18 protein-coding genes and 1 pseudogene are annotated in these 19885 nt (G+C 40.4%); 2 read left to right on the top strand and 17 right to left on the bottom strand.

Going from position 1 to position 19885, the window contains the following annotated elements; translation table 11 throughout:
• Positions 1-4: 4 nt before the first annotated feature.
• Positions 5-1138: a tRNA-queuosine alpha-mannosyltransferase domain-containing protein gene (locus QUE03_RS06265; RefSeq protein WP_286266248.1), complete on the bottom strand. Its 1134-nt coding sequence runs from the start codon at positions 1136-1138 to the stop codon at positions 5-7.
• A 145-nt stretch (positions 1139-1283) separates the two neighbouring features.
• On the opposite strand from QUE03_RS06265, the gene QUE03_RS06260 reads away from it, so the two are divergent.
• Positions 1284-2036: an MBL fold metallo-hydrolase gene (locus QUE03_RS06260; RefSeq protein WP_286267772.1), complete on the top strand. Its 753-nt coding sequence runs from the start codon at positions 1284-1286 to the stop codon at positions 2034-2036.
• A 71-nt stretch (positions 2037-2107) separates the two neighbouring features.
• On the opposite strand, the pseudogene QUE03_RS06255 reads toward QUE03_RS06260, so the two are convergent.
• Both QUE03_RS06255 and QUE03_RS06250 read right to left on the bottom strand, forming a co-directional pair.
• A pseudogene (locus tag QUE03_RS06255) lies at positions 2108-2880 on the bottom strand (alpha/beta hydrolase family protein); the annotation flags it as partial.
• The gene (locus QUE03_RS06250) at positions 2865-3161 is read right to left on the bottom strand and encodes a hypothetical protein (RefSeq protein WP_286266246.1); all 297 of its coding nucleotides are present in this window, start codon (positions 3159-3161) and stop codon (positions 2865-2867) included. The gene QUE03_RS06250 and the pseudogene QUE03_RS06255, both read right to left, overlap by 16 nt.
• 199 nt (positions 3162-3360) lie before the next feature.
• Here QUE03_RS06250 and QUE03_RS06245 point away from each other — a divergent pair, with 199 nt between their 5' ends.
• Entirely contained in the window at positions 3361-3576 is a 216-nt protein-coding gene (locus QUE03_RS06245; protein ID WP_286266245.1) for a dodecin, read from the top strand.
• A gap of 38 nt (positions 3577-3614) precedes the next feature.
• Here QUE03_RS06245 and lepB read toward each other — a convergent pair whose 3' ends face one another.
• From lepB to murJ, 14 genes are all read right to left on the bottom strand, one after another.
• Positions 3615-4262 (bottom strand): signal peptidase I, encoded by a 648-nt coding sequence (lepB, locus tag QUE03_RS06240; RefSeq protein WP_286266242.1) that lies wholly within the window; start codon positions 4260-4262, stop codon positions 3615-3617.
• Positions 4263-4375: 113 nt separating this feature from the next.
• On the bottom strand, positions 4376-5314 hold the full coding sequence (locus QUE03_RS06235; protein WP_286266240.1) for a DUF808 domain-containing protein: 939 nt from the start codon (positions 5312-5314) through the stop codon (positions 4376-4378).
• Between the two features lie 393 nt (positions 5315-5707).
• Complete coding sequence (locus tag QUE03_RS06230; RefSeq protein ID WP_286266238.1) at positions 5708-6025, bottom strand: TapY2 family type IVa secretion system protein; 318 nt, start codon at positions 6023-6025, stop codon at positions 5708-5710.
• A gap of 1 nt (position 6026) precedes the next feature.
• Positions 6027-6449: a type IV pilin protein gene (locus QUE03_RS06225; RefSeq protein WP_286266236.1), complete on the bottom strand. Its 423-nt coding sequence runs from the start codon at positions 6447-6449 to the stop codon at positions 6027-6029.
• Positions 6450-6451: 2 nt separating this feature from the next.
• Positions 6452-10024 (bottom strand): pilus assembly protein, encoded by a 3573-nt coding sequence (locus QUE03_RS06220; RefSeq protein WP_286266234.1) that lies wholly within the window; start codon positions 10022-10024, stop codon positions 6452-6454.
• Between the two features lie 2 nt (positions 10025-10026).
• On the bottom strand, positions 10027-10491 hold the full coding sequence (locus QUE03_RS06215) for a pilus assembly PilX N-terminal domain-containing protein (RefSeq protein WP_286266232.1): 465 nt from the start codon (positions 10489-10491) through the stop codon (positions 10027-10029).
• Positions 10482-11453 (bottom strand): PilW family protein, encoded by a 972-nt coding sequence (locus QUE03_RS06210; protein ID WP_286266231.1) that lies wholly within the window; start codon positions 11451-11453, stop codon positions 10482-10484. The genes QUE03_RS06215 and QUE03_RS06210 overlap by 10 nt, the downstream gene beginning before the upstream one ends.
• Before the next feature lie 10 nt (positions 11454-11463).
• Positions 11464-11997: a type IV pilus modification protein PilV gene (pilV, locus tag QUE03_RS06205; RefSeq protein ID WP_286266228.1), complete on the bottom strand. Its 534-nt coding sequence runs from the start codon at positions 11995-11997 to the stop codon at positions 11464-11466.
• 282 nt (positions 11998-12279) lie between these two features.
• Positions 12280-13209 carry a 4-hydroxy-3-methylbut-2-enyl diphosphate reductase gene (gene ispH, locus QUE03_RS06200; protein ID WP_286266227.1) on the bottom strand — a complete coding sequence of 310 codons (930 nt, stop codon included), beginning with the start codon at positions 13207-13209 and terminating at the stop codon, positions 12280-12282.
• A 9-nt stretch (positions 13210-13218) separates the two neighbouring features.
• A complete protein-coding gene (fkpB, locus tag QUE03_RS06195) occupies positions 13219-13656 on the bottom strand; it encodes an FKBP-type peptidyl-prolyl cis-trans isomerase (protein WP_286266225.1) in 438 nt (145 codons plus the stop codon).
• A 5-nt stretch (positions 13657-13661) separates the two neighbouring features.
• Entirely contained in the window at positions 13662-14174 is a 513-nt protein-coding gene (gene lspA / locus QUE03_RS06190; RefSeq protein ID WP_286266223.1) for a signal peptidase II, read from the bottom strand.
• A 115-nt stretch (positions 14175-14289) separates the two neighbouring features.
• A complete protein-coding gene (gene ileS / locus QUE03_RS06185; protein WP_286266221.1) occupies positions 14290-17127 on the bottom strand; it encodes an isoleucine--tRNA ligase in 2838 nt (945 codons plus the stop codon).
• A gap of 67 nt (positions 17128-17194) precedes the next feature.
• Positions 17195-18124, bottom strand: coding sequence for a bifunctional riboflavin kinase/FAD synthetase (gene ribF, locus QUE03_RS06180; RefSeq protein ID WP_286266219.1), 930 nt, complete (start codon positions 18122-18124; stop codon positions 17195-17197).
• Between the two features lie 149 nt (positions 18125-18273).
• Positions 18274-19866, bottom strand: coding sequence for a murein biosynthesis integral membrane protein MurJ (gene murJ / locus QUE03_RS06175; RefSeq protein ID WP_286266217.1), 1593 nt, complete (start codon positions 19864-19866; stop codon positions 18274-18276).
• Positions 19867-19885 lie beyond the last annotated feature (19 nt).

Genomic DNA, 19885 nt, shown 5'->3' with positions numbered 1-19885 from the left:
ACATTTAGACCACATCAGCAAACAGTGTTCGATATTCATGAATTAAGTTTTCCCATAGCAAGTTAGGCAGTTTTTGTTTGGCTTTTTGTTGTATTGCATGCCATGAAACACCACTTTCTTGTTTATCGAGACTATAACGATATAGCCTTTTGGCAATAGATATCGCATCAATTTCTTCATATTGATCATTGTATTTTGATAACCGCGTACCGTATAAGAACTGGCAGTCAAAATGCTCTGGATAAGCCAACCTATTCGGCACTAATGGAATAGCGCCGTGCTGTACTGCTTGCAGAATTGATAGCCCTTGAAAGTCGTGGTCGGCTGTTGAGAGCACAATATCAACTGAATACAGTAGCTCATGATACTCATTAACATCTTCAACATAGCCCCAATAACCAATGTTTTCGCTAAACTCTGCTTTGATACGCTCAAAAACATCAGGCACCTGGCTGAACCGCTGACCTACAATATGAATGGTAAAGTCATCACTTTTCCTTTTCAGTAGAATTAATGATTTGTAGAGTAATTCAGGCCCTTTATCAAACTCCCAACGATGATTCCATAATACTTGCAACCTTTTACTTTTCTCACTACTACGGTGCTTCCTGGGCAACACAGAGTTTAAGGGAACCGGAATCACAGTAGATTTGCTATTTAATATTCCTGCAATACCTTTTGGTACATGATCAGGCAACTTTTTCATCAATGCATCTATTCCAGTGAGAAAGGTAGAACGATTGAACTCCGAATTAAATACAATACGAGTAGCCGACAATGCGGTGTATATCGAGGTTATTTGTGGCTCAACCGACGAAAACTCCAGACCAGACTTAGGGTATTCAAACTGATTCTCGTGGAAGTAAACAATACTCGGTATATTCGCTAGATTTGGTACAAGACCTTTGAGCGCAGATAAGTCAGTCATTGAGGTCGCAATTATTAAGTCATATGACTGTGACAACAATTTCCGCTCAGTATATGCCCAAGTTAAGCTATTCCCCCTAACACGCCATGAAAAAAATCGAGCAGGTAGAGAGAGCACATGCCATTTATGTTGATTACACTGTGTTACCAACCCTTTACGCCAATATTGATGACTTTGTGCATCGTAGGCAGAGAGTAATAAAATTTTCATATTAACCTTAAGTTGTTCCTACATTAGTGCCTATAGCATAGAAGGAAACATTATGTGTAAAATCTGCAAATAACTTGTCTGGTCTGACAACTCTAAGACATAATAGAAAGAGATGACAACTTTAAAGAAACAAATAAACAAAACCATGAAATTACACCATATTGAAGGCTATATTCAATCGATATACTTGGTTGAATACACTGATAAGTTCCTTTTGCTTGATGGTTGTTGTCGTGCTGATATTCCTGTCATCCAACAGTTTATTGAATTGCAGCTCGGCCGTAAATTTTCAGAGCTAGCCCTTGTAGTGGTCACTCATATGCACCCTGATCACGCTGGTGCTGCAGCGAAGTTACGAGCGCTTACCGGATGTAGAATAGCGGTAGCAAATGTTAATGGTCATTGGTATACAGGCATAGATGGCGTATTAATGTTGCTCACAGATGTCGCATTGGCGCACTGGGTAGCCAAAAGAATGGGGAAACCAAAGAAAAGACTTTGGTACCAAACGCGATTTACTCCTGACTTTAAATTAGATGATGGTGATTTGCTACCTGGTTTTGAAGAGTGGCAAGCGCATTTTACCCAAGGACATACCGATAGGGATTTATCGTTACTGCATATTCCATCTCAAAAAATATATATTGCGGACTTGATGGTCAAAGTAAAAGGCAAATATATCCCTCCTTTTCCTGTGTTTTATCCAAATCGTTATTTAGCCTCAATTAATAAAATAAAAGACTTGAATGTCAATGCTCTTTGGCTCGCTCATGGCGGTGAAATCCAACTGTCAGAAGATGATTATCAACATTTATTTGAAAAATCGCCGAGGCAACCCATGACCCATTGGCGCTCAGTGAAATCTAAATTTAAAACAGTGCTAAGCAATAAAGCTTAAATCATCTACGGTGAGAAATGGGGAACAACCGCCATTAATTTTTCACCGAGTATTTCAAGAAACTTATCGTTTTATAGATGCTCTACTAAAAAGGTCAAATACTTATCAGCAGTCTCGATCCTATTTGCTTTCTTGCTAAAACCATGACCTTCATCGTCAAATATCAAGTAATCAACAAAGGTGCCCCCTGCCCTAATTGAAGCAACCATTTCATCGCTTTTTATCTGTAGAACTCGAGGATCATTTTTACCTTATACAACTAACACGGGGCTTTTGACTTGATGGCCGAAAAAACTGGAGAAATGTTATGTAAACGCTCTTGGTCGGTAGTAGGATCGCCTAGTTCATCGTAAAGTGATTTTCTAAATGCTTCCCAATACGGTGGGATATTCTCTAACGTTCTAACCCAATTGGTGACGCCAAAAAAATTGATGCCCGCCTTAAACTCATCGGTAAATGCCATTGTAGCCATCGTTAAATAACCACCATAGCTGCCACCAATGACACCTATTTTACCTTTATCTACCCAGTTTAATGACTGAAGATAATACTTATTAAAAACAATATCCTGTAAATCATGATCGCCGTGATGTTTATCATCTAAATGGAAAAACGTTTTGCTGTATCCACTCGAACCACGATTATTAACTTTAAAAACGGCGTAGCCATTATTAACCAATAACTGTACAACCTCAGAGTAGCCTTTTCGGCTTTGACCTCCGGGGCCCCCATGAATCCAGTTAAGGGATAGCACCATACTACGCTCAGCTTGTTTAGGCTTATATAAAATTCCAGGTATTTCTATACCATCAAAGCTCTTGAATCGCTTCACTTCGCCATCAACAGGCACTTTATAAGCGTTAAAATGCCACTTTGATCGCTACTAACCAACACTGCGCTGGCATCAACATTCAATGATGAACCAAATATAGAAGTGGTTTGATAAAATTCTTCCGCGCTATGGGTTTGAAATAGAGCAAAGTCTAATTCAGCGCTCTGAATCGTCGACGGTTCCTCTTGTTGCTTTGAACATGCAAAAAGGAAAAAGAGTATGTTAGCAAGAGTAGGTATTTCGGCAGATTTTTCATGGTATGTTCCATCATTATCAATGTAGAAGCTTTCCACTACATGAACCGAGCAAACTGTTCGGCCAACTGCTTGTTAATAGAGTGTTACACTAGCAGTGTAGTTTATTATTCGCATATGTGAATTCTATGAAAAGTCAAATAAAATCAATTAGCTAAAATAGACTACCTAATTCTTAATTTTTAACTATAGTTTTAATGTAACGAACGAATTTTCGACTTAAGTTTTGGGAGAACATATGTCTGATCACCGCACATACAAAAAAATTGAAATTGTTGGTTCCTCACCCATCAGCACGGACGAAGCGATTAAAAATGCTATTAGCCATTGTGGTAAAACAGTTAAAAATATGGACTGGTTTGAAGTTACTGAAACGCGTGGACATATCGTTCACGGTAAAGTAGCCCATTTTCAAGTGACATTGAAAATAGGCTTTAGATTGGAAAACAGCTGACATTAAAAGCTACATCAATGATTTGTTTCACAAACTAACTAAAGTTCATGAAAAAAGCGTTCCGCTCTTGGTAACCATTTTTTATAATCAAGTGACAACACCACATATTGAGAGCGACCAACAATTTCATGTCGAGGTACAAAACCTATAACTCTTGAGTCAGCGCTTTTATCTCGATTATCCCCTAAGACTAAATAATGGCCTTGTGGCACCTCAACTGCAGAAAAATTGGCTAGCTTGCTAGGTACTCTGGATGTTGTTACCAGGTGACTAATTTCATTAATTTGCTCTATTTGATATGTTTTGTCATTAAATTGAGTATCTACTTGATAAGAAACACTCTTACCATTGATGCTTAATCTATTGTTCTGCATTGCTACAATATCTCCTGGAACGCCGATCACTCTTTTAATTAGTCGTTTATCGGCGACTTTAGAATCAAAAATAATGATCTCATTCGTTTTCGGATCATCGAGCTTCAGCAGTGAAATATGACTAAAAGGCAGGCGAATATCGTAGGCCATCTTATTGACAAAAACGCGATCTCCTTCGAGGATTGTTGGTTTCATAGAGCCTGTGGGCACATCACTCCAGTCTGCTATTGCACTTCTAAAAACTAACATCAATGTAACAAACAATAATATCGACTTATTGCTTCGCCAGAATTTCTTCATAAAACGACTCATTTTATTCCTTAACAGAGAATGTATTTCAACAAGACAATAGAGTCTTATTGCGCAAGTTAGTTCTGAATTAGTTCATAAGTTGTCTTTCACATTTGTAACAATTCGTTTATCACTTAATTCGATGCTCTCAATTTGCTCACGGCATGAACCATTAAAAGAACAACAAACCCTGAAAATAGTCCTACAATGCCGTCAAATATTATAGGAGCTATTATTGAAATAAACGTGCCCAATGCATTGCTCACCCACATTTCCAGTTGTTGGCTCAAGTGATGAAAAATTGAAAAGCTGTGTGTCAATATGCCGCCTCCAACGAGGAACATGGCTAGTGTTCCAATCACAGACAGTGCTTTCATTAACCAAGGAGCAAAAACTAAAATGGCCCGTCCTAACGCTCTTTGTAAAGGGTTAAAAGAACCAGAGACTGATTTTCTTAATAAATATAGTCCTAAATCATCGAGTTTCACTATCCCAGCTACAAGGCCGTAAACCCCCACAGTGATTAGTATGGCTAAAGCAGACACTACCGTCACTTGCATTTCAAAACTCACGTTTTGAAGAGTTCCAAGCACGATGACAACAATTTCAGCCGAAAGAATAAAGTCAGTGCGGATTGCTCCCTTAATTTTATCCTTTTCTAAAGCAACTAAATCAACATTAGCATCGGCAACAGCAGCCAATTTTTGCAAATGTTGTTCGTGTTTTTCTTCAGTTGAATGCAAATATTTATCAGCCAGTTTCTCACTACCTTCAAAGCAAAGATACAAACCACCGATAACAAGTAAAACCGTTATCAAAGGTGGCGCAAAGGCACTAATTAATAGTGCTGCGGGAACTAAAATAAGTTTATTTAAGAACGAGCCTTTTGCCACCGCCCAAACAACCGGAAGCTCACGTTCTGCCTTTACACCAGAAACTTGTTCAGCATTTAGTGCCAAATCATCACCTAATACACCGGCAGTCTTTTTAGCGGCGACTTTTGAAAGTACGGCCACATCATCAAGCAAAGTTGCGATATCATCGATTAGTGCTAATAAACTTGAGCCTGCCACAGCTACCTCTATTAATTAAAATAATATGTTTGGGTTATAAACTGACAGTTTTGTTTAAAATATTCAAGTAGATAAATATTGCGGTAGTGCAGGACAAGGGCCCGGTAACATATCAAAGCTAGCGACTACCTAAAATTAATAGCAGCATACCATTGCAAGGACAGCCTACTTTTACCCAATTGACTTGAAAAATTGATGAATATTTAAATTAGGAAGGTGAAATTAACTAATATCATAAGCAATTGATGGCATCAGTTCTGAGTAAAACCAAAGGTACATGAAGTAATAGTTTTAACTTGACCTATTTGGTCAGTTAAAAGTCATTAGCTGTTAAAACTAAATAAACCTTAACTGACCAATGGCCATTTCACGGCCTCAGTAATACTGTAACTATTAACGTAAAGTCGACTCTTCAAGAGTTTTTGCTCTTGAGTTACTAAAGTCACTGTCTGCCGTTATACATTCAAACACTTTATATACGGCTACTTTCTTTTTCGCATCATTTACCATAACTTTTCTCTTGGTCAACCCTTTTACGTAAGAGTTAAAACGATCAGCAGGGATGTTTGCAAAGTGAATCATCTCTCCACCACCAAGTAATTCTAGATGACACTTCACTTCTACTTTATTGGCGTTGGTGCTTGTTTTAGCTTGCGTAACCAGTGACAAGCTAGATAAAAGAGTAAGGGTTATGATTAAAAAATATTTCATGTTAATTTTCCCAGCAATCTGTACCTGAAGCATCTCGATACCCAGTATTAGTTATCGTTAACGTTTTACAAGCGGCGTCTGCTGACGCTTGTGTACCAACAGCGGTAGCAGTTAGCGTGAACGTACCCGCCGTGATAGCGGCATCAATCGAATAATAACCGCCACCTCCGCCTTGCGTTGTAATATAAGGATCTGCGCTAAGCCCTAATTCAGTCATGTCTGCGGTATAGCTTCTATTATCTAAAAAATGTTGTTCCATTAAGCCCGCAACTCTAAGTAACTCTCGTTGCCCTTCTGTGCGATTAGATTTAGCGACATAAGACGTGTACGACGGGTAGCCTACAGCGGCTAAAATGCCAACAATCGCTACAACTATCATCACTTCGATTAGGGTAAAACCACGGATGTTATTTTTAATATTCATGTTTAGTCCAATTCAGTTACAACGACATGAGATCTCATGGTCTTTAGATTTATTCCTTCACAATTACCATCAGCATCGCACAAAATTAACGGATCGCCTGTCAAAGTGGCCAAAGGATTTCCAACCACTTTATTTGATTCAGTGTCATCATCTGGATCAGTCGGTTTATCTACGGTAATAATGGTTATTTTATCGGTAATAATGCCTGGCGTTTCTAGTTTACGCTGAGAATAAATATTGATACCTAATGCTAAGTCCATAGCATATAAATGTGCTTCTCCGCCTTCAATTTTACAAACATTGTCATCCTCATTAGCAGGATAAAATGCATTGAAATAGGCAACCCCTGCAATGGCTTCAGGCTTAGCTACACTTTTCTCGCCAGACGTTTCTAAATCAACAAACCAACCTTTATGGGTACTGACATCTAATGCTAAGGTTTTATAAGCTGCGGAATCAGGGTCAAGGCCTTCAAAGGGGTTGTTTGTATAGTTATATAAATCATCTAATACGATAGTCGTCGGCGCAGTTTCAAACTTTTGCGTAATAATATTTTCATCCTTGATCATAAACAATTTATCAAGCGTATTGCTATCAAGGGGACTGGTTCTGTCACCACTACCTATTAATACAGCATCGTAGGGTACTTGCGTTTGATGGGTTGTAATGGTCTCATTGCCATCTTCATCCGTCTCTTTGTGAGTAAAGGTCTCTGTTATTAGCGCTCTTGCTATGGTGGGCTCAGCAAAAAAGCGCCTGTCATTAAGCTCAACATCGTCACTTCCCAGTGACGCTAACTTGACTGCATTCCAATCACTTGTGGTAGCGTTTGGCATATCAATACGCCAGACCATGCCGCCCGTATCACCTACATATAGCCTGTCGGTAAAGCTATCCGAATCACTGTCCATAACAGCAATAGCTGAAGGCACACTATCAACACCAGGGAAAGCAGGCGTTGTTGATGGCGTCATACTCCACAATAATGTGCCTTCTTCTGCATCTACCATGTACATACCACGTCCAGTGAGATCATCGGTACCAACTCCGGCAGTGTCTTTAGCCGTTGAATATCCCGCACCAAAAATTAACACCGGCTTACCTACATCACCCGATTTATTAATATGAGAGAAGGAAACTCTTGGCGTTGACCATGACTGCCCCATTTCAGAAAACCCTCCCGTAGACTCATCAATTTTCCACATCAATGAAGGACTATCAGGGTATGAAACGTCGATAGCATAGTAAGATGAGCCTCCTCGGCGCAGTCCTACGAATACCCACGCTTTATCGCCATCTGTTGCGGTAACAGAGCCATCACCATTTTTATCGAGAATATAAGCAACCGCAGTACCGTCTACTCCGTATATTTTATCTGATGAAGTGGAGTTTTCTCTTAATTTTGCATAATTTCCAAAAAATTCTTTCGGCATAAATGCCCATTGTTCAGAGACCGATGTACCGGCGTCATCAAACATATGAATTGCACCGGCATTGGTGCCAACAATTATTCTTAATTTTTGATTATTCTCAGTTCCGCCATAATTAATCACTAGCGGTTTTGAATGCAATGGGTCGCCAAACACATCTTTTCGCATATCGGTAGTGGAATTATCTTTATCTTCGTTATCGACATCGTAACCCAATGCCCAGTTTAAATTGCTATCGATATCTACCTCAGCAACACCAAGCGCATTGGCTAACTCTGTATTTCCACCAAGAGCGCTGGCCGCATTGGCTTTAGTTAATAGTTTAAACGCGCCGCCTGTGCCCAAGTCGCTGTATACTTTTCGCGTAGAGGGTTGCATTTTGCTGAACATTTCAACAACACCGCCTTCTGAAACTTGGCCGCCATCTTTTGTTGAAGACCAAATGGTTTGAGCGTCACTATCAATGTTTCCATTACTGTCTATGGCACTATCACCATTACCATCAACCACTTTAGTACCTGATAACTCTAGCTTTTTCAAATTACCAGGCCAGCGAGGCCCTTTATCTGGTGTAAACATCGCGTAATAAACAGAGTCTAATGTTTCGGTACGGTCAAAGTTATTTGACGCCACAGATGGCGCAGTAAAGCTAGAGTCTTCTTTCAATATTTCAATGATTGAATTCACTAAAGAGTTAAGCAACATATCTGGGTTGTTCGCATTGTAATAACCGCCACCGCCATTTTTACCGGCAGTTTTCAGTAATTTAACAGCATCAGAGTCACCCTCTTGGATATCTGTACCATTACATGTATCTTCTTCACCTTCTGCAACGGGATCGCATGTTGCTAAGCCAAAACCAATCGCAGTTAGTTGAGACGTCTGTGTTTCATCCACTGTACTATTAATGTCATTTGTTCGCATCCAACCCGCTAACGCTGCCAAATAATTGTCAGTTCCATCTACGTCCATCGGCGCGCCCATGCCGGGCAGCGCAGCAACAAGACCGTTGGCCGCAGCATCCATGGTCGGCGCACCGTCAGTCATCAAGATAACATAGACGTCATCACCACAACCTTGAAATGGAGAAATATAAGAGCCGCCTTCTTCAATTGAAGTATCGCGTGGCGGCGTATTACCGGTATATGAGCCACCTCGGTTAGAGTCATCATCCCCATAGTAAACAGGATTGCCAGCGAAATATTGCAATGCTTCATATAACGATTCACAAAGCGGAGTGTTCGTTTCTGGGTCTAATTGGTTATTGATAATATCTAGAATATTTTCTTCATTGTCCGGCGTCATTTCACCAATGCCAGCAACAATTCGACCACCATCTCGCGTGTTTTCACCTTCATGATTGTGATTGAAGATTTGTAAACCAAACTCAACACCAGGAAATGCTCTGATCACCGTAGACATAGCCTCTTGAGCAATCTCTAAACGAGATAAGTTAACTTCAGCAATATCAGGGTCGGTTTTATAGCGTAAATAATTATCTGAATATAGCGTAACAACTTCACCTAAGCCCATTGCTGTATTGGTTTTAGTAATATCAGCATTATGATATATAGGATTTTTCTTTGTCCCTTCACCATCAACTGGGTAGCCATCGTCTATTTTGTTACCGTCTTTATCAATACCTTTATTGGTTGGGTCTTCTGCTTGAATATCTTCTAAACAGTCTATCACTTCAATATTGGCGCCATTATTATCTGGAATTTCTTGCCAACTGCCCGAATTGCCACTAAAGGCATATTCGCGGATATAACCGGTAAAAAAACCAACCGTATTCAAGGCTGTACGTGCTGCTTCACAGCTGTTTATTTCTTCTAGAAATCGCCTTTGCTCACTTGGGCTATCAGGAACAGGGAGAGTAGCGCCATCAAGACCTACGCCCTTAGTAAAATAAACAAATTTATCCGACAGCGAGTTAAAACCGCCGGTTGCCGGGTAAGGAAAAGTAGGGTCGTATTTTTCATTTGTGACTTCTTCCGTTTTCATACTGCCGGAATTATCGAAAATGATAAGAATTTTCGGCTTGGCACCGACTCTAACACTTTCATTACCAAGGTATAATTCTATATCTTCAGCGGCCACTAAAATCGGAAGAAGGGCGCTACATAAAAAGAGTAATTTTTTCATTATTAATTCCCTACATTGAGTAACTGCTGCGAAATACCAGCATCAACATTTACATTACTACTACCAAGTCTTCCATAGTTATTATTAACCGTTATGTTAAGGACATTACATTTGATCAATTCATTTGATGAAGCTAAACGGCTATGGCTGCAATCCGCCATCGTATTATTATTATTACGATTGGTAATAGTAATATCGGATACGTTAACCATGGTTACTGAATTAACTGGTTGCGGAAAAATCTGTCCTGTAAAAAGGTTATTACCACTTGTAACTTGATCTGCAATAGTTTCATCAACTGCGCTTATTGCCGCTTGTTGAGCAATGAGTTTTTCCTCACTTGCCCCTGACATTTTTATATCGGTTGAGGTATTTAACATGATTGCCGATGCGACGGCGGTTAATGCGACTAAAAAGACTAAAGCGGTAATCAGTACCACGCCTTTTTGTTTGTTCATTATTGCCATATTTCTACATCTCCATTATGAAGCGTTACTGTTGAGCTAAATAGCATTCTTCGGTAATTGTCATTCGTGGCATTTATCGTTAGATCACCTAACTGATAAGATAGCGTATTCGTGTATTTAAGATCTGGATTAATATCTCGCACCAGAACAAATATCTTTGCTGCCACTATTCGTGAACTAGATTCGTTATCCCACAAAGCTTGCGTCATTTGGTCTGCAGGAATAAAAGCATCGACAACACCGTCTAATTGGCCATCGGCAGCAGAATCAATGCCATATTGAATTCTAATCCGCTCTACCCCATCGATCATCGGTTGAGCATTCATTGTGTTAGCCAATGATCTTAAGTTTAGTACAGGAACGACCCCATCTCCGACTGTATCATTAGACACATAATAGACATGGTGTTGATATTCCCAAGCCCGGCTATCATTAATTGCAGGTATCGCGTCACCGCTATCAATAATTTGCCCTGCTACAGTATTTGTCACTAAATAATAACGATCGGCGGGTAATGGATTGGCGGTATTGAACGGGTTTACCACCGTTCTTTTAATTTGTAATATATCTGAGCCTGTTACCGCATTGGTTATGCAGCCCATTTCATTGGCGCCGTCAGCGGTTTTCCCCCAAATGGTTCTAAATGTGCCCAGTGCCGTAGGAAACGTACCATTGTTTAACCCGTCTCCGGTACATTCTCCTGCCGGAGCCGCGGGCACGCCTAATAAATTACTTGAACTTAAGGGCATTGACAAATCCCCCCAGAAACCTTGTCGCATCAAATCATCCGATAATATGCTGATCGCTATTCGACCGGTCTCTTGCATTTCACCATAACTTGAGGTTTCAGCCGATGTGCTTCTCATACCAACAAAGACCAAACTAATACCACTGAACAGGAATAGCCCTATGGTTAAGGAAATGAGTATTTCTACAATGGTAAAACCATTTTGCTTTGTCATTTAAGATCCCTTAAAACAAAAATGCATTCAATGTTATTTGGCGTCGCTTATCTGAAGCTGACCCACATGAACTTCCAGCCGCGCCATCAGAAGTTTTAGTTCTACCTTCCCAGCTGATCACAATAGCGACCGCTTGCGCATTATGAGTTATGCAACCACGAGCATTAACCAGCCCACCACGGTTATTGGTCCCCTCAAATGCATCAGCGCCTCTTAATGCTTGAGACCACTCAAAGAGATCATTCGTAACCATTTGAGCTGAAGTACAAATTGCCGCGGGATTATTGCATCGGGTATCGGGTTCGGTAAGGGCTACATCGCCGTAGGTGCCATTATATGTATTTAAAACAGCAGCATCTGCGCTATTACTGCGCATGCGCTCGATAATGTCCTGCGCTAAAGATGACGCAAGTGAGCGCTGCATAGCATCAAAACTACCTTGCTTTGCAACGCTTTGCATAGCAACGGCACCTAATATACCTGTTACCATAATAAAAAGTGCAACAAGCACTTCAATAAATGTCATGCCACGATGATTTACCATTAGTCCAACATCTCATAAAATCTTGAATTTATTCGGTAAGTATAGGTTTTTCGGCACAATAAGGGAAAGAGGTAATTTATAATAACTATAAATACCTTTATAACAACATATGTGTTAAATCTCACCTTAGTGGACTTCATTAACCCATACCTATATCCATATAATGGGCAGTAATGTATTTTCTAATACACAGTACCACCCACGGTTGTATCCAAAGTTAAGCGATTAATCCGAAACTGTGTATTTAGAGCCGTTTCTGCTTAACTTTTAGTCAATTCAAGACTATCTCAATTCAAGCGGAACAGCAAATACAATATTCTCTTCGCGTCCAGGATGTTCGATAACTTCATGTCCGCCAAGGTTTTTAAGTTTCTCGATGACCTGTTTAACAAGTACCTCAGGAGCTGATGCGCCTGCTGTAACGCCCACTTTACTGACATCAGACAACCAACTTTCATCAATGTTGTCTGCGGTATCAATTAAGAATGCTTTGGTGCCCATCTTATCCGCTAGCTCACGCAAACGATTAGAATTGGAGCTATTTTTAGCACCAACTACGAGTAAGAGCTCCACCTTCTCAGCAATGGACCTCACGGCATCTTGCCTGTTTTGAGTGGCGTAACAAATATCGTCTTTGCGAGGACCTTGTATTGCAGGAAACCTCTTTTGCAACGCATTGATTACATCACTTGTATCATCGACCGACAATGTTGTTTGACTACAAAAATAAAGCTGTTCTGGATTCTTGATGTCTAACTTATCAACATCTTCAGCTGATTCTGCGAGATATATGCCACCAAGCTCACTATCATACTGCCCCATTGTCCCTTCAACTTCAGGGTGGCCGGCATGACCAATAAGCACGCATTCGATACCTTTTCTGCTCGCACGAGAGACCTCCATATGTACTTTGGTCACTAATGGACAAGTTGCATCAAAAACCTTTAAGCCTCTTAATTTTGCTTCATTTCTCACCGCTTTCGATACGCCGTGCGCACTAAAAATTACCGTGCTGTCATCCGGCACTTCATTTAGTTCGTCTACAAAAACAGCACCACGATCTTTTAAGCCGTTCACAACAAATTTGTTATGAACTACTTCATGTCGAACATAAATAGGCGCTTCAAATAAATCTAATGCCCTATCAACAATACTGATGGCGCGATCAACGCCAGCACAGAAACCCCGAGGATTGGCTAAAATAATTTCCATTTTTACGTCCTATTTCTGAATTTCAACGATATCGATAACAAATGTAATCGCTTGGCCTGCAAGTGGGTGATTAAAATCGACAGTAACAGAGCCACCTGATACTTCTGTGATCATGCCGGGTAATTCAATATTTCCTGGCTGAGTGAAAGTAATAATATTACCCACTTGCGCTGGCGCATCTGTTGAAAACTTAGTGGCGTCCACGTAGTGTATATTATCAGGATTTGGCTCACCAAAGGCATCTACCGCCGCTAGAGTAAATTCCTTAGAATCTCCAGCCGCCATACCAAGTATTTGCGCTTCAAAAGCAGGAGAAATGCTCTTATCGCCCATATTAATCACTGACGGTTTATTGTGGACTTTAGTACTATCAGCCGCAGAGCCATCTGCTAATTTCATGGTGATATGAGCAATAATACGTGAATCGTTTCTAATTACTTGCGTCATGGAGGTTAAACCTTATCTTGAATTTTGTTTACTTTTTCTTCGTCTTTTTTAAAAGAATCAACAACCATTAACGCAGCCCCTACAAAAATTGCGGAATCCGCAATATTGAACGCTGGCCAATGATAAGTGTCATAATAAAAATCTAAAAAGTCGATAACATAACCAAACAATACACGGTCAATTAAGTTACCTAACGCACCACTTAACAGTAGCGCAAATGCGATGGATAATATTTTGTTTTCTTTCGGAGTTCTTGCGAGCCAAACAACAAAAATAATGCTAGCAACGGTAGCCATTGCGGTAAAAAACCAACGTTGCCAACCCGTTTGATCCGCTAAAAAGCTAAAGGCCGCGCCGGGATTTTGAGCGTAGGTGATATTGAAAAAGTCAGTGACAGGGATTCGTTCATAAAGCCCAAGGTTCATTGCCACATACTGTTTTGTCACTTGATCAAGAATCAACAATAAAACCGTTAACCACAGCCACGTTAAGCCGGAATGTTGAAAATAATTCTTCATATAACTTTTTAACTTCCAATCAATTAAATCTGAGATAACTGTGTCAAAGCTAGATAATAGAAGCCGCTATCAAAGTAGCGGCCCCATTAACTATTTAGCATAAGTTTCAGTAAGACTATGCGAATTGACGTTGTTCACCATCGCCATCAACATTGGTGACACAACGAACACATAAGTCAGCATGTGCTTCATCATGACCTACATCGTCAGTGTAATGCCAACAACGCTCGCACTTAGTTCCCGTCGATGCTGATACTGTTAAAGTTAGTTGCTCTAACTCTGTCTTTATTGCATCTGCTGGCATTTCATTTACTACAGAGACAGTAGCTCCTGAGGTAATTAGAACGAAACGAAGCTCTTCACCTAGTTGTTGAACCGATTCAGCTAAATCACCAGACACATACAATGTCACTTCTGCTTCAAGCGCTTTACCAACAATCTTTTCTTTACGTGCATTTTCTAATGCTTTGTTCACTTCAGCACGCACTAATAAAATTTGGCTCCAATACTCATTATTGAGCACTTCATCAGCGGGTAAGCTCACTAATCCTTTAAACCACACATCAGTGAACACAAATTCACCACGCTTTTCACTATTTAGTTCAGGCAATGCTTGCCAGATTTCTTGGGCAGTAAATGACAGAATCGGCGCCATCCAACGAGTCATGGCTTCTGCAATTAAGTACATTGCCGTTTGACATGAACGACGAGCGATACCGTCTTCTTTAGCCGTATATTGTCTGTCTTTAATGATATCTAAGTAGAACCCACCTAGCTCCGTTGTACAGAAGTTCATTAACTTATGAACCACTTGGTGGAATTCATATTCTTCATACGCGGCAACAATTTCTTCTTGCAGTTGCGCTGCGCGGCCTACAACCCAACGATCAAGCGCAACCATATCATCTAAGGCAACACTGTGGCTTTCTGGTTCAAAACCATTAATGTTTGCAAGTAAGAAGCGCGACGTGTTACGAATACGACGATATGCATCGGCTTGACGATTAAATATTTCATCTGAGACAGTTATTTCTTGGGTGTAATTTACCGAAGCGACCCACAAACGTAAAATATCAGCGCCAAGCTTATTAGTAATTTCAGACGGCGTGATCACATTGCCTAATGATTTAGACATTTTGTGACCGTTAACATCGACTGTAAAGCCATGTGTCAATACTTGACGATAAGGCGCTTTACCGTTCATCGCAACAGAAGACATCATTGAAGACATGAACCAGCCACGGTGTTGGTCACTACCTTCTAAGTACAAGTCAGCAATATCATCAAACTCTTCGCGAGCTGCTACAACTGATGAGTGAGTTGTACCGGAATCAAACCAAACATCCAGTGTATCCGGTACTTTTACAAAATCCTGCGCGTCGTCGCCAATCAGCTCTTGTGCTTCAAGATCAAACCATGCTTGAATGCCTTGCTTTTCAACTTTTAAGGCGACTTCTTCAATTAATTCAATGCTTCTTGGGTGCAATGCACCAGTATCTTTGTGAATAAACAAAGCGATCGGAACACCCCACGTACGTTGACGTGAAATACACCAGTCCGGACGACCTTCAACCATAGACTCAATACGGCTTTGTCCCCAGTCAGGGATCCACTGCGTGTTTTTGATTTCGTTTAAAGAGGCCTGACGCAAGTCTTTCTTGTCCATGCTAATAAACCACTGAGGGGTTGCACGGAAAATAATAGGCGTTTTGTGTCTCCAACAATGCGGGTAGCTATGTTCGTAGGCATGATGATGCAGTAACGCGCCATGTTCTTTCAACGTTTCTACTACACTTGTGTTCGCTTTAAAGACATGTTGTCCAGCGAAAAGCTCTGTATCTTCTAAATAAACGCCATTAGCACCAACAGGGTTTGCAACTTCTAAATCGTATTGTTTACCTACAACAAAATCGTCGACACCGTGACCCGGTGCAGTGTGAACACACCCTGTACCAGAGTCGGTCGTAACGTGTTCACCACAAATGATTGGTACAGAGAAATCGTAAAACGGATGTTTCACTTGAACTAAGTCTAAGTCAGCACCTTTACAAAAACCTAACGCATGGTATTTTTCAACATCAAAGCGATCAACACATGACTGAACCAGATCAGAAGCAAGAATTAATCTGAACTTCTTACCGTCTTTTTCACATTGTACTAATGTGTACTCGACTTCTGGATGCACTGAAATCGCACGGTTCGCAGGCAGCGTCCACGGAGTAGTAGTCCAAATAACAACAGAAATATCACCTTCGCCTGCATGATCTTCTGGGTGAGAAAATTTATCTGCCACACTGTTATCTAACGCGGTAAATGTCACGTCAATTGCAGGCGACTGTTTATCTTTGTACTCAACTTCAGCTTCAGCAAGTGCTGAACCACAATCAGTACACCAATGTACAGGTTTGAAGCCTTGCTGCAGGTGACCATTTTCAGCGATTTTACCTAAAGCGCGGATAATGTTCGCTTCAGTATCGAAATCCATCGTTAAGTACGGCTTTTCCCAGTCAGCAAAAACACCTAAGCGTTTAAAGTCTTCTCGTTGCCCGTTCACTTGTTTTACCGCGTATTCACGACATTTTTTCCGAAAATCAGCAGCTGAAACTTTATGTCCAGGCTTACCTACTTTCTTTTCAACCATCAACTCAATCGGTAAACCATGACAATCCCAACCTGGGACATATGGCGCATTGAAATCTGACAATGTTTTCGATTTAACAATAATATCTTTTAAGATCTTGTTAACCGCATGACCAAGGTGAATATTGCCGTTTGCATATGGAGGACCATCATGCAAAATAAATGATTTTTTACCCTTTTTACTGGCGCGAATTTGACCGTATAAGTCTTTACTCGCCCAATCTTTTAACATTTGTGGTTCACGATTCGCCATGTTTCCTTTCATCGGAAACGATGTAGCTGGCAAATTCAGGGTATGTTTGTAATCACTCATCTATTTTATTATCCGTTTACGTTCACTTGTTTTGCACATATTAGGTGCGAAAAATAACATTCTGCCGTTAAGCTATAGATTCTATATACTGTTTGGCCTGCTGGCTATCAATATCGATTTGTGCTGTTAATTGTTCAACACTTTCAAATTTCATTTCTTTTCGGAGTTTTTTAAGCAAAATAACTTCGATTATTTGACCGTAGAGATCTTCATTAAAGTCAAATATATGCACTTCAAGTTGTTGCCTGATACCAGCTACTGTCGGTCTAGAGCCTATGTTGGCGACACCTGAATATTGTGCTGCATTAGTTTTTACTTTAACCGCGTAAACGCCCGCTACGGGCGACACTCTACGCTTTAATTTAATGTTAGCGGTTGGGAAGCCTATGGTGCGGCCACGTTTATCACCGTGAAAAACTCGACCAATTATCGAATATGGTCGCCCTAACATTTTTTTAGCGTCATTAAGTTTATCTAATTCTAACGCCTGACGTATTTCGGTACTGCTGATTCTGCAATCGGCCAATTTAAAGCTTTGTGTATCAGAGACACCAAAATTATATTGCTGGCCTGCTTGGCAAAGCATCTCAAAGTCGCCTCGACGATGCTGACCAAATTTAAAGTCATCGCCAATTATCAGATGTTGTATGCCAAGCTTAGAAACTAATAAGTCTTCAATAAAGTGTTCAGCTGTAAGACTTGCAAATTTTCGATTAAAGTTAATACAAATTAATTTCTCAACGCCGAGTTGTTCTAACAATGCATATTTGTCACGCAAGCGCGTAAGTCTTGCTGGAGCAGTATCAGGAGAAAATAATTCTTGCGGTTGAGGTTCAAAAACCATTACCGCTGGACTGCAATTTAGTTGCTTGGCCTTTTCCACTAACGCATTGATCACTCGACGGTGCCCCAGATGAACACCATCAAAATTACCAATGGTTAAAACACAACCATGGTCTGCCGTTTGAATATTGTGGATACCGCGTATCAACTGCATTTAAGCAATAGCCCTACAAAACCATTATTTAGCATTAATAATTACCATATCGCTAAACAACACAGATTAAAAAAACCGGCGAATTATATATCACTCTGGGGCAAGAATCAGCATACTTTAGTGATATTCATCGATTATTTCTAAGCAACTCATTGCTCAGGTCTAATTGAGTCGACTTTAGACACCTTAAAGTCATTGGTTCGAATACCAAGTAAAATAATACAAACAACATAACAAACGACGCCTGCACTAATACAAAACACAAGATTTCGGGATTGTTCTAGCAAGCTCAAGCTGAGCCAGTGCTCAAATGACGGGCTCAATTGATAAATAAGCATGGTCATCACCAACGCTGACAACACCAATTTTGCAATAAACCATTTGGCACCTGCACTTAAATGATATACGCCGTCACTTTTTAGGCCCTGATATAACCAATAAGCATTTAATGTGGCGGAAAGTGTTGTCGCTAATGCTAGCCCTACATATCCCCAAAATGGCGCTAACATTAGATTGAAGGCCATATTGGCAACCATTGCTTTAATTCCAATTTTTACTGGTGTTTTTGTATCTTGTCTCGCGTAATAACCAGGCGCTAGTATTTTAATGAACATGAAACTGACTAAGCCTGACAGATACGCATAAAGGGCGAATGACACTTGCATTACGTCTGTTTGGCTAAATTCACCACGCATGAAGAGCACCATGATAATGGGTTGAGCCAAAACCATTAAGCCGGCCAAAGCAGGAATCCCCATAAAACAGACTACTTTAATGCCCCAATCAAGCGTTGCGCCAAATTCATTATTATTCTTCTTTGCGTGTAAGCCAGCTAAGCTAGGCAGTATAACCGTTGCAATACCAATCCCGAATAGACCTAACGGAAATTCCAGCAACCTATCTGCATAATAAAGCCAGCTTATAGAGCCGGTAATTAGAAAGCTCGCAATCAAGGTGTCCAACAATAAATTTATTTGTGTCACGGAAACCCCAAATAAGGCAGGCACAATCAATTTTTTAATTTTGTTAACACCTTTAGTCTGCCAAGCCCATTGCGGTTTCACTAATACACCAGCGCGGTACAAAAAAGGAATTTGAAAAATAAATTGAGTCAGCCCCCCTAAAAAGACCCCCCAGGCCAAAGCGTAGGCAGGGTTTTCAAGATGAGGAGATAAAAAGATCGCAGAAGTAATAATACAGACATTCAGTAATACGGGGGTGAATGCTGCAACAGCAAACTTACCCATAGTGTTTAGAATAGCGCCAGAAAGAGCCGTTAAACTAACAAACCACAAGTAAGGGAAAGTAATTTTAAGTAAAGATGACGCCAATTCGAATTTGTTTGCCTGCTCACCATCATTAAACCACTCAACAAACCAACCAAAACCAAAGAGCATTACAATAATGGGTGAGCCGATCATACCAACTATGGTGACCAGTGAAATAATAACGCCCAAGGTGCCCGATACTTGAGCAATTAATTTTTTTGTTTCATTTGTGCCATTTTTTTCATCTTCTGCTTGGTACTCACTCAACACGGGAACAAAAGCTTGTGCAAAGGCCCCTTCGGCAAATAATCGGCGTAAAAAATTTGGAATTTTGTTGGCAAATAAGAAAACATCGGCGGCTAAACCTGTGCCCATAACATTGGCAATAACAACATCTCTGACTAAACCTAAGACGCGCGAGATAAGGGTCATAAAACTGACAATAACGCCAGATTTAATTAATTTTTTACTCAATTGAAGTTCCGAACATGCT

The organism is Thalassotalea atypica (assembly GCF_030295975.1).
Lineage (GTDB): Bacteria > Pseudomonadota > Gammaproteobacteria > Enterobacterales > Alteromonadaceae > Thalassotalea_F > Thalassotalea_F atypica.
The sequence above is the reverse complement of the archived record's forward strand: the minus strand, read 5'-3'. Positions and strand labels throughout refer to the sequence as shown.

Bases quoted from the DNA above. Each gene is read 5' to 3' on its own strand.
- QUE03_RS06265 (WP_286266248.1), bottom strand. From the start codon at position 1,138: ATGAAAATTTTATTACTCTCTGCCTACGATGCACAAAGTCATCAATAT.
- QUE03_RS06260 (WP_286267772.1), top strand. From the start codon at position 1,284: ATGAAATTACACCATATTGAAGGCTATATTCAATCGATATACTTGGTT.
- QUE03_RS06245 (WP_286266245.1), top strand. From the start codon at position 3,361: ATGTCTGATCACCGCACATACAAAAAAATTGAAATTGTTGGTTCCTCA.
- lepB (WP_286266242.1), bottom strand. From the start codon at position 4,262: ATGAGTCGTTTTATGAAGAAATTCTGGCGAAGCAATAAGTCGATATTA.
- QUE03_RS06230 (WP_286266238.1), bottom strand. From the start codon at position 6,025: ATGAAATATTTTTTAATCATAACCCTTACTCTTTTATCTAGCTTGTCA.
- QUE03_RS06225 (WP_286266236.1), bottom strand. From the start codon at position 6,449: ATGAATATTAAAAATAACATCCGTGGTTTTACCCTAATCGAAGTGATG.
- QUE03_RS06220 (WP_286266234.1), bottom strand. From the start codon at position 10,024: ATGAAAAAATTACTCTTTTTATGTAGCGCCCTTCTTCCGATTTTAGTG.
- QUE03_RS06215 (WP_286266232.1), bottom strand. From the start codon at position 10,491: ATGGCAATAATGAACAAACAAAAAGGCGTGGTACTGATTACCGCTTTA.
- QUE03_RS06210 (WP_286266231.1), bottom strand. From the start codon at position 11,453: ATGACAAAGCAAAATGGTTTTACCATTGTAGAAATACTCATTTCCTTA.
- pilV (WP_286266228.1), bottom strand. From the start codon at position 11,997: ATGGTAAATCATCGTGGCATGACATTTATTGAAGTGCTTGTTGCACTT.
- ispH (WP_286266227.1), bottom strand. From the start codon at position 13,209: ATGGAAATTATTTTAGCCAATCCTCGGGGTTTCTGTGCTGGCGTTGAT.
- fkpB (WP_286266225.1), bottom strand. From the start codon at position 13,656: ATGACGCAAGTAATTAGAAACGATTCACGTATTATTGCTCATATCACC.
- lspA (WP_286266223.1), bottom strand. From the start codon at position 14,174: ATGAAGAATTATTTTCAACATTCCGGCTTAACGTGGCTGTGGTTAACG.
- ileS (WP_286266221.1), bottom strand. From the start codon at position 17,127: ATGAGTGATTACAAACATACCCTGAATTTGCCAGCTACATCGTTTCCG.
- ribF (WP_286266219.1), bottom strand. From the start codon at position 18,124: ATGCAGTTGATACGCGGTATCCACAATATTCAAACGGCAGACCATGGT.